Below are 13,613 nucleotides of genomic sequence, written 5' to 3'. Positions count from 1 at the left end.
CCGTGTCGCACGCCTGATTTCGGGCGTCAGTGCAGTACCTTCGGCTCGTGACGACATCTGGAAACTCGCGGACGCTGCTGGTAGCGAATCAGAAGGGCGGAGTTGGCAAAAGTTCGATCGTCTCTGCAGTTGCCGGCATGGTTGCAGCCGCGGGCCGACGAGTACTGGTTATCGATGCTGATCAGCAGGCCAACGTCAGTTCGTCCGATCTCGGGGTCGAAGGCGACGGGGGACGAGGCCTGAGCATGGCGTTGCAGTTCGCGCACGCGTTAGAGCCAGTTCGCGAGGTCCGACCGAACCTTGACGTCGTTCCCGGTGGACCGGCTCTTGCGGTAGTCGCATCCGTGGCTGCAACCGCTGGTCAAACGGGTATCGACCTGCGGGCGAATCTTGACTCGACATTGGACGCGTTGTGTGAGGTCGAGCAGTACGAGTTGGTGCTCATTGACTCGGGTCCCGGTGACGCTCCTCTTCTCGATGCTCTGCTCGGCACGGCTCGGTACCTTCTGGTCCCAACCAAGGACGACGACGCGAGCTTGTCTGGCGTGGAGCTTCTTGCGCTGCGGTACATGCGAGCTCGTCAGGCCGGATCGGCAATCCAACTGCTGGGCGTTGTCTTGTTCGACACGAACCCGCGAGCCACAGCCCGTAATCGCGAGGTATTCGAACAGGTTGGTGACCTTCTGGAGGGCAGTGGCGCCGACCCGTTCGAAGCCTTCATCCGTTCGGACCGTGCTGCCGCGGTGGATCTTCGTACGCGGCACCTCACACCTCTCGAACTCGTTCACGCGGCGGACATGGATCAGAAGAACCGTTTGCAACGTCTCCGTCAGAAGAGCAAACCAGGGGAGCGGTTGTGGTCTCGCGATCCGTCAGGACTGGCAAGTGACTACCAGTCGCTCACCAAGGAGATCTTGAGTCGTGTCGCGAGGGCTGAGCGTGACTACGTTCCTGGCGGTGCGGCATGAGCGGCCGGAAGCGCCGTGCAGCGTTCGATCCAAACCTTCTTGGCGATCTAGGTGACGTTTTGCCACCGATCGACGTACCCAGGTCGATAGCGCAATCTGGATCCACCGGCTCTAGCAACGATGCGAGCGAACATCTCTCGGCACGTGTATCGGTGGGAACCGACATTGCAGACCGTGACCGCCAGAACAACGTGTACTCGGATCGACCAAAATTGGACGACTCTTCAACAGCCTCGGGTGCGCCGGCGCAGTCGTTGCCAGGCAACAGTGCATCGCCACCCTCGACGGCTGCTGACGAGGAGGTCAGAACTGTTGACGACGGGGCGAGTTCACGCCGTCGTGTTGACGCGCGGCGCAAGGGCAGCCGGCGCGATGCGTCGCCGAGCTCGAGCCGGGTTGCTCCTCCGGAGGTGGCGTTACCGCAGGATGTGTACATCTCGCTGCGGTCCCTGACGCTCAACGAACGCAGTTCCGATCCGTCGACTGCACGCTCGTATGGCCAGGTAGTTCTGGATGCTGTTGAACGTCATGCTACCGAGCTGAAGGCTCATTGGGTCGGCGGGGCAAGTAGTCCGACCACCGGTTTGTTCCGAAGATCGGAACCTGGGCGGCCGACTCGTCGTCGACACAGTGAGCCACGTGCACGTGTACCGCTTGCCGGCGTGATCAACGCTGACGCGGTTGTCCTCGACCAACTGGCAAGTGACTGGGGTGCTGGAAGTAGAAGCGCATTGGTCGAGCAGGCACTGCGCCTCTATCTGCAGGTACCAGCTACCGACTGATCTGACCCGACGTCCGAACAACGCGCCGCTGTTGGTGATGGTTCTTATGCGGCGACTCAGCTACCTGCGTCCACCCCTAACATGTGAAGTGCATTCGATTGAACGGTTGATCATGCGCCCCACACTGTGGCTGTCGTGCTCCATGTCGAGGGGTTTTGTTGCCGCCTCATGCTCGCGGACTCGACCTCATCCAGGAAGCCGGTCAGTGATGCATACGGGTCGTCTTCGGGCCTGTACCGCGGCTCATCCGCCATGACCGAGTCCCAAAGTCCCTCGTCGGGTGGTGCCATGCCGTCGTCGACGACGACGACCGTTGCGTGCGACGACGGGGGAGCGGGAATACGTTGGGCCTCGCGTTCGGCCAGCCATTCGCGCCAGATAATCCGTTCGGCCCGGTGGCGGACGGTGCGGGCGCGAACCGCAGCGGCCAGGCCGTGCCGGTGAGCGATGTCGTCGAGCTTCACGTCTCCGAGCTGCACGTGCCCGCCCACAACAGTGAGAAGGCCGGCGGTGCGTAGGTCGAGGATCGTCTCGTAGCCACTCGATCGCCCGATCCGCACTGCCTGTGCCAACGTCTCGACGGTCATGGGGCCATCGGCGGCCGCGACTGCCTCGTAGAGGACGCGGTGGCGCTGGCCGATGACGCTCCACGCCGGGTGGATCGTGTCGATGACAGCCGGCCGAATTTCCCGCCCTGAGTTGCCCTCTGGCGGCTTGTCTCCGCTCGGTGGTACCAGCGCATACCGATCAGCGTTCTGACCGACTCCACGAGAGATGAGCAAGACCGGGGATCCAGGGGTGTCCCTGAGTCGCTCCAATACCGACCACACCGTTGTCTCAGGGAGCAGTCCCGCGGCAATGGAGAGCGAACGTCCGCCCAACGCCACCACCGGAACACCCTCGACCAGTTCCCCTCCTGATGCCGCACCCCACGCGAGAGCGTGCAGGACAGCGTGGGTGGACCAGCGATCGCGTCGGGAAGCGTATTCACGGGTGGCCCAAGACTGAGCCGTCGTGAGCCACGCCGAGAAAGCCGGGTCTGCTGTGCCCCCTGTGTGCTTTAACTTGTGCCCGGTATCCCGGACTAGCTCAGGAAGTGTCGATGCGGCCCATTCGAGGGCTCGCGCTGCATCCCTCCGGACCGCGCCGAGGGCGTTGCCGTAGTGGGCGTACGCGTCGCGGACACCTGCCCAGTCGTCCGCCCTGAGCCGGTCGGTGATGTCGTCGGCGGTCGCGCCGGCCAGGACCGCGTGGGTGATGACCGACTGGCGAGCTTCGGAGCGCGATGCCCACCGTGTGCGATCGAGTCGGCCGGTGGCCGCGAAGGTCGTGACCGATGCCGGTGGGGGAGTGGCACGGCAGAAGCGGCCGTGCAGTCGGGCAGTACGGCCGGTTCCGATGATCCGCTCAGCGACCGTGGCGGTGCGGATCTCGGTATCGACGGTGCGCATTGCCCCGGCCACGCGGGCGCGGGTGTGGGGGAGTCCGCCGAGCAGCGCAGTAAGGCGCGTGAGCAGTGCGGGTTCGGACCCGATGGTCAGGGTGTCCATCGCGGCCGTGAGATCGCCGGCCAGTACCCGGTGGCCACCCTCGCGGCACGCGGAGCCGGGGACGGTGATGCACCCGGTCGCAGCGTTGGTCATCGGAACGATGTCCAACGTCGGCAGACGAGCGGCCAACAGATCCAGCAGTGGTCGCAGCTCGGCGACGCCGGCGGTGACGCCCGGGGCCAGGGGGACCAGGACATGGCGGCCGCCGCTGGTGGAGACGTCGACGATCGCGCGACCGCCGGCTTCCGCCAGCCAACCCAGGGCCCGGTCCACATCCGCCTGGACAGCAGCACCGCCGTAGGTCTTAGCGTCGAAGTCCAACGCGATGACGCGTGCCCGGCCGTGAGCGAACAACGGAACGGCGGCAGGTACGAGCGGGCGTTTCGTCGTCAACGAGCGCGACGAGGCGAAGCCACGCGCCGACGCGTCGTACAGACGCATGGATCGGCGCGCCGCGAGCATGGGCGCAAGACGGCGCCACAAGGCGTCGGGTGTCGACGCCGACGACGCGACACGATGATTGATGCTTGAAACTGAGTCAGGGCAGCATGTACCCTGAGACCTGTCCGTCAAGACAGTCCCTTTCTTGGGGCATCGAGTCCAGCGAGTTGGCGCTCACTGGCTCAGACTTCAACGGTCCCCCTGGTTGCCCCCAGGGGGACCGTTTCTTTTATGCGGTGAGCGGTAGCTCCACACCTCCCTCACCACGAACGTCGGGGCCGAGCCTCAAGTCCATTCGTCCGGCCAGGTCGCAGAACACATCACGTCCGAAACGCGCCACGGACGAATATCCATGGCGACGAGCGAGCTGCTTGGCGTCGATCTGGGCGGGCACTCGAACGGAGTGAGCGCGGGGCTTGTTCGATACTCGGAAGCGGCCGGTGACAGGAAGCGGGAACGCGTTTAGGGGCAGCGAAATCTCCGGTCCTAGTTTCAGATCCGGACGACCCGCCAAATCGCAGAACACGTCTGCGCCGAAGCGCGAGACTGCGCTGTAGCCCTTCTCATGGGCTAACTGCTCCACGCACAACTCATCGGGAAGACGAAGCAAGTACCCCGTGCGTTCGCCCAAATGTGGCTGAGCCATGAGCATCCCTCCTGTCGCCGGTCTTGAGGATCGTGCCACAGGAACGAATCTGATACAGGTGCGACACGCCGGGGGTGGGCAGCGCTCTTGCTCGTCTGCCGGTAGTCCGATCCCGGGTGCCCTCTAGGTAACGTCCTGCGCATGGATGTCTCGAGCGTAGGAACGACTGCCGTACTGACAGCACAAATGCGAGCATTGGAGTCGTCTCGGCCCGATCGACTGTTTCAGGACGACTTGGCCGGCCAGCTCGTCCGCGCGACCAACACGGGTATCAACCAGATCACTCTTGAGCAGGTCACGGGGCAACGTGTTTACGAATCGCTGGCCGTACGGACGCGCTGGTTGGATGAGCGGTTCGAGCAACACGTTGGCATCGACAACCCCCTCGTGCAGCAGATCGTCCTCCTGGGCGCCGGCCTCGACACACGTGCTCTACGTCTGGGATGGCTCGGTCGCGGCGTCGAGGTGTACGAGGTCGATCGCGGCGACGTGGTCGACCTGAAGAGCCGAGAGTTGCGGCGGGAGCACACCGAGCATTGGCACGGGGTCACGGCCGACCTGACCGACCGGGGTTGGGTGAATGACCTGCTCGGGAGCGGCTTCGATGCAACTGTCGCAACGCTGTGGTTGGCGGAGGGCCTGTTCATGTACCTCAGCGAGGTCGACAATCAGAGCTTGTTGCGAGACGTCGAGCACCTGAGTGCGCCGGGTTCGCATCTGCTAGCGGTCCACTTCGGTCGTGGCGCCCTCATTGATGCAGAAACACAGGCGATGTCGGCGGCGGTGGCCTCGAACGGCTACGGCTTCGAGTCTGCGATCGAGACGAGCCCTCAGCAGTGGTTGGGGTCTCGTTGGGGCGTTGATACGGCCCTTTCGATTGCGCAGTACGCGCCCGCCCTCGGACGAAAGCTGCCATATGACGAGGTGGCGCTCGGTGCTGAGCTCACGTGGATGGTCGATGCCGAGTATCGACCTCGGTGAGTTCGAATCGCATCCGGTAAGCGGTGACTGGACTGGCCGCCGCTGACCAGCACTCGGCCGCAGTGCGAGGGACCTCCACCTCGTCGAACGCGTTGCGATGTGGAGTCTCCCGCGACCGTCTCCAAGCGTTCTTGCGCTCGTACAGCAGACGAAACCTGCTGACTCGCCCGCGCAGTTTCACAATCTGGGGTACGAGCAGCGCAGCGACGAGCTGCACAGTCACGAGCGTGGTCAGGGCAACCGCGATCTGCGATGCGTTTTGTACGTATGCACTCGAGAACAAGTCAGGAAAGGCGTTGACCAGGAACACCCGAACGACAATGTGGATAGCGAATAATATCGCCGTCACGGAAGCGGAGGCGATGATGAGCAGCATTATGCGGATCGCGCCATCAAACTCAGTCGCAGCCCGAGCTATTAGACGCAGAGCGATCGTGGCAACAAGGGATATCGTGAGCGCGACATAAGACCACAAAACAATCTGCGGCCAGGTCCAGGCGAACTCATCCGGAAAATACTGAATAGGCTTACGCCACAAGTCGCTTATTGCGAATGATCCAATTATGACGACCGATGTGAAAAAAGCCAGAACGTGCGGAGCCCAGACCCTGAACGGGGCGCCCGCGATCCAAGCAGTGGCAGGCACACAGAAACCGAGAGCGAGAGTCGTCGACAATATGGTCAAGATGTAGGGGAGATTGTAAAGGTGCTCACCGTCCGCGCTGATCGGGAAGTTGTCGATGTAGTCCTCGACAGCCGGCAGGTGCAGTGAGCGCGCCGCCACGAACAGCAGGATTGCGATGGCCGTCCAGTGCGCGCCACTCTTCGGAGCGCGAAAGGAGCCTGATCGCGCCAGAAGATACAGGCCGATGGCGAGGAGGCCGAACGCGCCTATCGTTGTCACCGCGTCGAGTAGCCACACCGCAGGCATGGTACCCGTCATGAACACTGTTCAATAGAAACCAAACGGTTCAGTAGTAACCGAACGTACGAGCAAGCCGATCGATCATTGTTGATCCTCTAAGTTGCCCATGGCGTGACGTTATCCGCCGTCGTTGCTCGTCGATGCGCGCCAGCAAGATAGTTGCGAACCATTCAGCTTCTTGCTCTGCCCGACTCAACGTACTCATACTCTCCGGAGTGGCAGAATACGGAATTCCGACTTTGCAAGCGAACGACCGAAGTCGAAACTCGACAAGGTCGCGAGGGAGTGCATCGAAAAGCGAGGCGACTTCGTCCAGGGAGACCCGGCGGTCATGATGGAGAAGCACGTGACCCATTTCGTGCACGACTACGAACTGCTCTTCCTCCAAGGACAGGTGCGGCGCAACGACTATCTCGTCGCGATCTGCGTAGGGCCAGAGCTCTCCCGTGATGTCGCCGCTCACGTGTATGCCCGACGGCTTCTCCACCACTTGGATCGGTCGATCGCGGCGCAGTGACTCGGTGGCTACGAACGACTCGATCGACCACGTAGGTCCGGGATCGAGTTCCTTGACGAGTGCTTCTGCGACCTCGCGAGGTGTGGCCGCCTCGGGCGAACAGGGCGGCCGGCGTCTGGCCATAGTTAAGCCTCGACGCGCCAGAGCCGCCCAGACGCGCGGAGCTGTGCCCACTGAGCGCGCAGATCGTCCACCGACGCATTGGTGGGCAAGCCCATCGGACCATCGGCACCCCGAAAGTGGGGAACGCCGATGACACGAGTGCAAAGCATGATCTCGCTCTGCATCAACGGCCTGAGGTACACCGCAGGATCGTCGTCGAGAAGCGAGGTGTCATCATGCCACTGACACGCCTGCGCATAGGCGCGCCGAGCGATCGGTCCGGGTATAGAGGTGCCCGCCAGGTGCTCGCGCACCTCACGACTCGAATAGGGGAGATCAGCACCGTCGAGCTTCAAGATGAGCTGGTCGACGACGCTGTCATGGTCACCTGGGGCCGCTGCGAGTTTGACCATCAGGCTCAATCGGTACGACAGGGACTCGTCCTTGGCCGTCAGGGACGTGCTGGGCGGGGCATACACGTCGGTCATCTGGGAGATTTTAGATGGCGGCGGTCTGTAGCGCACGCTGCTTGCGGTGCCATCGCTCGTGATAGCGGCCACCTTCGTCAGCTGAAAGACCCGCTAACCAGCGTCGATACCGTTGGTCATCATCCAGCGAAGGAGAAGACTCCTCAAACGGCGCGGCGTCCCCGAGATACGGGGCGAACGTCGTTTGCAGGAAACCTGGCACCGTGCGGCTTGGCCCACCGAAGCGTTCGAGTACCTCTGTGGCATGAGCCGCGCTCAGCTTCTGAGCGAACTGGATCAAACCGCGGAGCGCGGTCGATCCACCCGGGAGGTCCGTGGGTGCGAGGTTCTGCTGGATGAGTGTCAGACCTTCTCGCAACACTTCCACCGGCACTGCGACGTAGCTGAAGTCCAGTGGATCACCCGGCACAGGAATGTTCGGCGCCGATGTGCCGCCAGAGGCACCAGTAGAGGCGACGGTGTCCTCGAGCGAGACCGGGTCGCGCATGTCGAGACATCGGGCCGCTGAACCGCTTTGCCACTTCAGTGCCTTGTCGAGCCGATCTAAAGTCGTCGGCCGAGGAAAGGCCGTGGACGGGGTAGGGCTCTCGATACGAGCAAGGGTGGATGGTGCCGGCCCACCCGTTTCGTGCAGACCGTCGCGCGTGAGCCCCAAAGCGCGTCGCCGCAGCGTTACTGCATCGGCGAGGAACGCCAAAGGCGGCGGGATCTGATCAAGCACACGGTAGAGCGTATCGCCCGTGAGCACGTTTAACGCCTTTACACCCCGCCAGGCCGCTGAATCAATCATCTAACGCTCACAATAAGTTCGTTTGCAGCGCACAGTCTCAATTTATCGTGCGTGGGGCCTCCACTCGAGCCGAGTTAACCGCTCATAACGTGTTAATGTACTTCGTACGAGCGGATACGGGCGAGAAGCTGGCCCGGAAGCTCATCGACAGCGGGTTGTGAGAGGCATATGAGATGTTAACGCGCATTTCAGCCCATCGGCGCGGGATGGCAACATCCCGCGCCGATGGGCACCTGCGCTCTGTCGACGCTCCGGTGTGCAACTCGCTTCACCAGCAAGACGGGCTCAACAACCTCCTCTTCTGTACGCGGCCGATGCACACTGCGCACACGGACCACCAGTCAACCTGCGATGACGGATCCGTCCTGGCCACGTGGACGTCAAAGTCTCAGCCGGTCGTGATTTCCGCGGCACGGTCATGTGCCTCATGACTTCGGTTGCACGCGATCACGCGCGTATCCGAAAGCCGTTCGGCAGCAGCAATTTCGATTGGTGTCACGCCGTCGGGCAGCACGTAAACGATGCCGGTGTAGCGCGAAGAACCGAGGCGCTCCCCCTAATCAGGGCGCCTCAATTACCGCACCCACCAGCATCTCGACATCTCCCGGTCGCACTCACAGGAAGGACGTCCTCACATGCTCTGGATCTTCCAGCAGCCGTGGCTATGGCTCAGCTTCTTCGCCGGTAAGTGACCTCGCGCCACTCATCCCGACAAGGACTCATTACCTGACACGACCTGTGCGGGAACCGGCAGCCGCACCTGCCGGTTCCCCACGGCGAAACCGATCAACTCGTACAGCTCCCATGAAAGGGCAGAATGTTAAACAGTGACAACAAGTCTGGACGTCATCGACGCCAGACCGCGACCCGGTCCACCGTGGTTGCTGCATCTGCGGTCGCGGTGGCGGTCGCTTTCGCAGGTCCCGCCGCCGCCGACGAGGTCCAGCCCGGCCTGACGACCACGCTCCCGCAGCAGCCGGGTCTGTCCACCACCGCACCCGCACCTACCCAGCAGCGCGAGTTCCTGCCCGGCTACACCCCGTCCCCGCAGGTACAGCAGTCGCAGTGGCGCAGTTACGACGACTACCAGTCCGGCCGCCAGCAGTCTTCCACCGTCCCGGCCGTCTACTACTCGGCGCCTCCCGCGCAGCCGGCCCCACAGGTCGGGCCGCCCGCACCGCTCGCGCCGCCTCCAGTGCCCACCGTCGAACGTAAGGTCATCGCACCCATCGACATTCCCGAGGGCTACATCGGCGTCGGCGGCGAGATCGTGCCCTACGACCCGAATGTCGTGGACCCGAACCTGGTGGAACAGTTCAACAACACCAGTCAGGCCTTGCAGGCAGACGGCGGAAACTTCCTCGTCGACGCCGGATTCGCCGACGCACCCCGAGCCGACCGCATCTCCGCGGGAGTCGCCACCGGCATCGTCGCCGGCGGCACCGCAGGGTTCCTGACCTCGCTCGTCCCCGCGACCGTCATCACCGCCACCGGAGCAGGACTCGGCGGAGCGCTCGGCGTCGCCGCAACCACCGGTAGCGGGGCGATCGTGTGGGGCGGACCCGTCGGGTGGGTGTTCATCCCCGGTGCAGCCGCACTGGCCGGTGGGGCTGCGGGAGCTGCACTGTCCGCGCCGATCGTCCTCGGTCTGACCGTCACCGGCGCCGCACTCGGCGGCCTGCTCGGCGCCACGGTCACCGGTGGAGAGCAGCAGATCATCACCGAGCCCGCCCCTGTCCCCGCACCAGCACCCGAGGCACCCGCTCGCGCCGCGGCCGCGCCGGTGTGGACACCGCCGCAGGACGTCCAGCAGGTGCTCGACACGGCCCCCGCCTACGTCGAGCAGGCCCGCCAGGCCGTCACCGACGTGACCGGCGGCGCCGACGTCCTGGGCGCGGTCGACACCGTGATTGCCGACAACGCCCCCGCGCTCGAGCAGGGCGCAGCAGCCCTGAACAGCGCTCTCGCATCATTCGTGCCCGCCTGATCGCCGGGTGCGGCCGGACCTCCTCACCGGGATCCGGCCGTATCCGAAGGTTCGGCCGACCACCTCGCCAGAGACACACCACGCCCACTCACCGACACCGAGGAAGGAGACGCGGAGATGCCCACCTCGAACCGAGCAGACGACGAGTGGTTCCCCCCGTTGTCCGCCCACCCCACCGCCGAATCCGATGTCGCAGCAATGGATCCGGTGGTCGACCACTCCGACGAGCACACCGGACACGTCGCGGTGATGACCCCACCGGACCAGCGGACCGACGACCACCTCGCCCCGTGGCAGGCAGTCCTCGCCGAACTCCCCACCGCGACAGCACCGGTGAACGTCCCCGCGGCGCCCCTCGCTTCCGAGGCAGGGTGGGTACGCCGCCATCGGTCCTCCCTGGCGGTCGCGGTGTCCGCCGCCGCTCTCGTGGCCGTCGCAGGCGGCGCTGCATGGGCCGTGCTGCCCTCCGTGACCGACGACGCGCCGGCCCCCTCGCTGGCGCAGGAACTCGTCGCGACCACGGAGGCCGTGACCACGACCTCCACAGCACCGACCCCGACCACGCCGGCTGTTCTGCCCTTCGAGCAGTGGTGCGCCCAGCAGCCCGGCGGCGAGGTCGCCTCCGCGGACTCCGCCGATCCGAACCTCGCGGCCATCGCCCGCATCGAGGATGCCTACTACCGCAGCCGCGACGTCGGCGCGGCGAGCGCGCAGCTCGCCGACGGTATCGACCTCGACCCCGCTGCGTTCGCCGCTGCCGTCGCCGCCATCCCCGCCGGCACCGAACACTGCGTCCTCGCCGACGAGAGGGCGCCGTCGCAGTTCCGGGTGACGGTGATCGAACGTCGACCCGGCGGCGAGCAGAAGCGGTTCGTCAGCTCCATGACCACCGCACCGGCCGCCACCGGAGACACTGCCGTCATCGCCGCCATCGGCCCTGCGTCGTGACCGGCGCATACGGGACAAGCCCGTCCTACCTGGACTGGCTGCCCACCGCCGCGGCCGCCGACACGGAGCCCGTCGCGGCGGCCGATCCGGCACAAGAGGTCGTCGTCGAGGACGGTCCGACCGCCGCGGCCCCGATCATCGTCGTCGCCGGCGCCCACGGCGGATCCGGAACAAGCGTGGTCGCGCTGCTGCTGGCGATGGTCTCCGACGACACCGTCGTCGTCCTCGACGGAACGCCCGTCGGCGGGGACATCAGCCGCCGCACGCCCGCCCCCGTCGCGCAGACGGCCGCCGTGTGGAGCGTCTGGCTCACCGGTGACCGCGCACTGACCACGTCCACCGGGTGGACCGTTCTGGGTCGGGACCGCCGCGACGACGCATCGCCCTCGCACCTCGCGGCGGCGGTGACCGCCGCCCGCGCCGCGGTCGGTGGCCACGGGCTCGTGGTCGTCGACGCCGGAGCCTGCATCGGGTCTACGTGGTTCGACGCCGCCGCCGACCTGGCCGATCACATCGTCGTCACCATCGACGACCGACCGGGGGCGGCCAACGCCGCGCGCCCCGTACTGACGGAGCTACACCGGCGCCTCGGCATCGCCGGGATGGGCCGCAGCGTGCAGCTCGTCGTCACTTCCCAGCGCCCCGGCGTCGACCACGTCACCGGGCCGCTCGCCGATGCGCTGACCGGCCGGGTCGCCGGGGTCGTGCATCTGCCCTACGACGCCGAACTCGCCGCCGGTGTCGGTATCGACCCCTCCCAGTTGTCGGCCGCCGCTCTCGGCGCCGCTGTCGCCGTGTTGTCCGGATCCCGCGCTCACCTGCACCGAGAGGCCCACCGACCATGACCCCACGCCCGCACCACCTCGTGCCGCCGCAGACGTGGCGGGGGCGGCTCCTCGCCGCAGCCGTCACCGCCGCCCTCGCGGCGGCCGCGGCGACCGGCACCGCCTCTGCTGCACCCACGTCGGCACCTCCCACCGGGTGCGACGTGCTCCACGTGTTCGGGTTGCAAGGCACAGGAGAGTCCGGTGACGCCGCGGCCACCGACGTCGACTCCGGGTTCCTGGGCTCCGCGATCACCATCCCGCTTTCCCTGGCCGCCGCAGAGGTCGGGCGCACCCTGATCCCGTACGCAGCGAGCTTCGGCGGCAAACCCGGCGACAGCACCGACCTGCCCTACGCCCAGTCCATCGCCGACGGTGTCGCAGCGGCCGAGAAATTCCTCACCGACTACGCCGACCAGTGCCCCGGCAGCAAGATCGCTCTGACCGGCTACTCGCAAGGCGCCCAGGTCGCCTCCGAACTCGCCCGCACCATCGGGGCGGGAACCGGACCGGTTCCCGCCGCCGACGTCGCGGCGGTCGCGCTGTTCTCCGACCCCACCCGCCCCGCGGGCGCGGCGACATTCCCCGGATCAAGGACACCCGACGCACCGGCACCGCCGCCCGGGGTTCCCGCAGCCGATCTCGACGGCCTGGCCGTGACCGCTCCGCCCGCCGACGGCGGCGGGATCGCCCCCACACTCGCCGCACCCGCCACCCAGGCGAACTCCATTGACCGAACCTCAACCGGGGGCAGGGCATTCGGTCAGCTCAGTGGCCGCGTCGCGCAGTTCTGCACTCCCGGCGACCTCGCGTGCTCACTGCCGGCGAACTCGTCGCTGGCGAAGATCGCCACCAACATCTCCGGTCAACTGCACCTGCAGGAGCAGGACCCGCAGCGCACCCTCGTCGATCTCGCCGGGGCCGTGGGCGGAGCGACACTGCGCACTGCTGCCGACGTCATCGACGAGGACGTCGACTTCACGGGCGGCACGTTCCAGGTCGCCTCCGGCGGAGACACCGTCCTCGGCCGCCTCGCCGAGAACTCGGCACAGACATCCGACACCCCGGAAGCCGACGCGAAGATCGTCCGCGCCGTGGTCAAAGCCGGAGTCATGGGGCTCGGCGCCGCGGTCACCGTGGCCAAGAGAGTGCTGACCCCCGCCACGATCACCGAACTCGCCACCGTGGGCCTGGCCAATCCGCCGGCGGCTCTGGCGGTGCTGGGAACGAAGATCACCGCCGCCACGGCGCAGCTGTTCCCGCCGGCCACCATCTCGTCGGTGCAACGGCGGATCTACTCCGAGATCACCCGCGGCGCCCTGGACAACAAAGGCCTGCTGACCCTCGCAACGGACGTCCGCTACTGGGACACCGTGCGCCTGCACGGCACCTACGACCAGGTTCCCGTCACCGCCGACGGACAGACACCGGCGAAGTTCACCGTCGAGTGGTTCACCCGCCTCGCCGCCGCCCTCGCCGACACCGGCAGCTCACAGACGACCCGCAGCTCGTCGAGCACGAGCACGAGCACCACAACACGAGCACCCGCGACCGGCACCACGTCGACCACCTCCACCGGGCCGAGCACGACCACCTCATCGAGCACGAGCAGCGCACCCACGACGCCCGGTTCCACCGCCGACGGTTCCTGACCGCCCGCACTG

The 13,613-nt window shown here is 65.9% G+C and carries 12 protein-coding genes; 7 read left to right on the top strand and 5 right to left on the bottom strand.

Annotation, left to right across the window (positions count from 1 at the left end; genetic code table 11):
• Nucleotides 1-47 precede the first annotated feature (47 nt).
• Complete coding sequence (locus OHB23_RS22515; RefSeq protein WP_308115840.1) at nucleotides 48-968, top strand: ParA family protein; 921 nt, start codon at nucleotides 48-50, stop codon at nucleotides 966-968.
• Nucleotides 969-1,860: 892 nt separating this feature from the next.
• Here OHB23_RS22515 and OHB23_RS22510 read toward each other — a convergent pair.
• The gene (locus OHB23_RS22510; RefSeq protein ID WP_222647653.1) at nucleotides 1,861-3,762 is read right to left on the bottom strand and encodes a hypothetical protein; all 1,902 of its coding nucleotides are present in this window, start codon (nucleotides 3,760-3,762) and stop codon (nucleotides 1,861-1,863) included.
• Nucleotides 3,763-4,528: 766 nt separating this feature from the next.
• Between OHB23_RS22510 and OHB23_RS22505 the strand changes: the two genes are divergently transcribed.
• Complete coding sequence (locus OHB23_RS22505; RefSeq protein ID WP_222647652.1) at nucleotides 4,529-5,368, top strand: class I SAM-dependent methyltransferase; 840 nt, start codon at nucleotides 4,529-4,531, stop codon at nucleotides 5,366-5,368.
• On the opposite strand, the gene OHB23_RS22500 is transcribed toward OHB23_RS22505, so the two are convergent.
• Nucleotides 5,331-6,311: a hypothetical protein gene (locus tag OHB23_RS22500; RefSeq protein WP_222647651.1), complete on the bottom strand. Its 981-nt coding sequence runs from the start codon at nucleotides 6,309-6,311 to the stop codon at nucleotides 5,331-5,333. The genes OHB23_RS22505 and OHB23_RS22500 overlap by 38 nt on opposite strands.
• Nucleotides 6,312-6,339: 28 nt before the next feature.
• On the bottom strand, nucleotides 6,340-6,687 hold the full coding sequence (locus tag OHB23_RS22955; RefSeq protein WP_374198550.1) for an ImmA/IrrE family metallo-endopeptidase: 348 nt from the start codon (nucleotides 6,685-6,687) through the stop codon (nucleotides 6,340-6,342).
• Between OHB23_RS22955 and OHB23_RS22495 the strand changes: the two genes are divergently transcribed.
• On the top strand, nucleotides 6,625-6,810 hold the full coding sequence (locus tag OHB23_RS22495) for a hypothetical protein (protein ID WP_261776383.1): 186 nt from the start codon (nucleotides 6,625-6,627) through the stop codon (nucleotides 6,808-6,810). The genes OHB23_RS22955 and OHB23_RS22495 overlap by 63 nt on opposite strands.
• Before the next feature lie 125 nt (nucleotides 6,811-6,935).
• Here the strand turns inward: OHB23_RS22495 and OHB23_RS22490 are convergent, their stop codons facing one another.
• Both OHB23_RS22490 and OHB23_RS22485 read right to left on the bottom strand, forming a co-directional pair.
• Nucleotides 6,936-7,400, bottom strand: a complete 465-nt coding sequence (locus tag OHB23_RS22490) for a hypothetical protein (protein ID WP_222647649.1) — start codon at nucleotides 7,398-7,400, stop codon at nucleotides 6,936-6,938.
• A 10-nt stretch (nucleotides 7,401-7,410) separates the two neighbouring features.
• Nucleotides 7,411-8,121: a hypothetical protein gene (locus OHB23_RS22485; protein WP_222647648.1), complete on the bottom strand. Its 711-nt coding sequence runs from the start codon at nucleotides 8,119-8,121 to the stop codon at nucleotides 7,411-7,413.
• A gap of 946 nt (nucleotides 8,122-9,067) precedes the next feature.
• On the opposite strand from OHB23_RS22485, the gene OHB23_RS22480 reads away from it, so the two are divergent.
• The 4 genes from OHB23_RS22480 (at nucleotide 9,068) to OHB23_RS22465 (ending at nucleotide 13,601) form a co-directional block, all read left to right on the top strand.
• The gene (locus tag OHB23_RS22480; RefSeq protein WP_328811828.1) at nucleotides 9,068-10,177 is read left to right on the top strand and encodes a hypothetical protein; all 1,110 of its coding nucleotides are present in this window, start codon (nucleotides 9,068-9,070) and stop codon (nucleotides 10,175-10,177) included.
• Nucleotides 10,178-10,294: 117 nt separating this feature from the next.
• Nucleotides 10,295-11,125 carry a hypothetical protein gene (locus OHB23_RS22475; RefSeq protein WP_222647646.1) on the top strand — a complete coding sequence of 277 codons (831 nt, stop codon included), beginning with the start codon at nucleotides 10,295-10,297 and terminating at the stop codon, nucleotides 11,123-11,125.
• A complete protein-coding gene (locus OHB23_RS22470; protein WP_328811827.1) occupies nucleotides 11,122-11,970 on the top strand; it encodes a hypothetical protein in 849 nt (282 codons plus the stop codon). Before OHB23_RS22475 ends, OHB23_RS22470 begins: the two co-directional genes overlap by 4 nt.
• Nucleotides 11,967-13,601, top strand: a complete 1,635-nt coding sequence (locus OHB23_RS22465; RefSeq protein ID WP_328811826.1) for a cutinase family protein — start codon at nucleotides 11,967-11,969, stop codon at nucleotides 13,599-13,601. The genes OHB23_RS22470 and OHB23_RS22465 overlap by 4 nt, the downstream gene beginning before the upstream one ends.
• The last annotated feature ends 12 nt before the right edge of the window (nucleotides 13,602-13,613 follow it).

It is taken from the genome of Rhodococcus sp. NBC_00294, from assembly GCF_036163995.1.
Taxonomy (GTDB): Bacteria; Actinomycetota; Actinomycetes; order Mycobacteriales; family Mycobacteriaceae; genus Rhodococcoides.
The sequence above is the reverse complement of the archived record's forward strand: the minus strand, read 5'-3'. Positions and strand labels throughout refer to the sequence as shown.

Excerpts from the sequence above, each read along its gene's own strand:
- OHB23_RS22510 (WP_222647653.1), bottom strand. The coding sequence starts at position 3,762 with ATGCTCGCGGCGCGCCGATCCATGCGTCTGTACGACGCGTCGGCGCGT.
- OHB23_RS22505 (WP_222647652.1), top strand. The coding sequence starts at position 4,529 with ATGGATGTCTCGAGCGTAGGAACGACTGCCGTACTGACAGCACAAATG.
- OHB23_RS22500 (WP_222647651.1), bottom strand. The coding sequence starts at position 6,311 with ATGACGGGTACCATGCCTGCGGTGTGGCTACTCGACGCGGTGACAACG.
- OHB23_RS22495 (WP_261776383.1), top strand. The coding sequence starts at position 6,625 with ATGATGGAGAAGCACGTGACCCATTTCGTGCACGACTACGAACTGCTC.
- OHB23_RS22490 (WP_222647649.1), bottom strand. The coding sequence starts at position 7,400 with ATGACCGACGTGTATGCCCCGCCCAGCACGTCCCTGACGGCCAAGGAC.
- OHB23_RS22475 (WP_222647646.1), top strand. The coding sequence starts at position 10,295 with ATGCCCACCTCGAACCGAGCAGACGACGAGTGGTTCCCCCCGTTGTCC.
- OHB23_RS22465 (WP_328811826.1), top strand. The coding sequence starts at position 11,967 with ATGACCCCACGCCCGCACCACCTCGTGCCGCCGCAGACGTGGCGGGGG.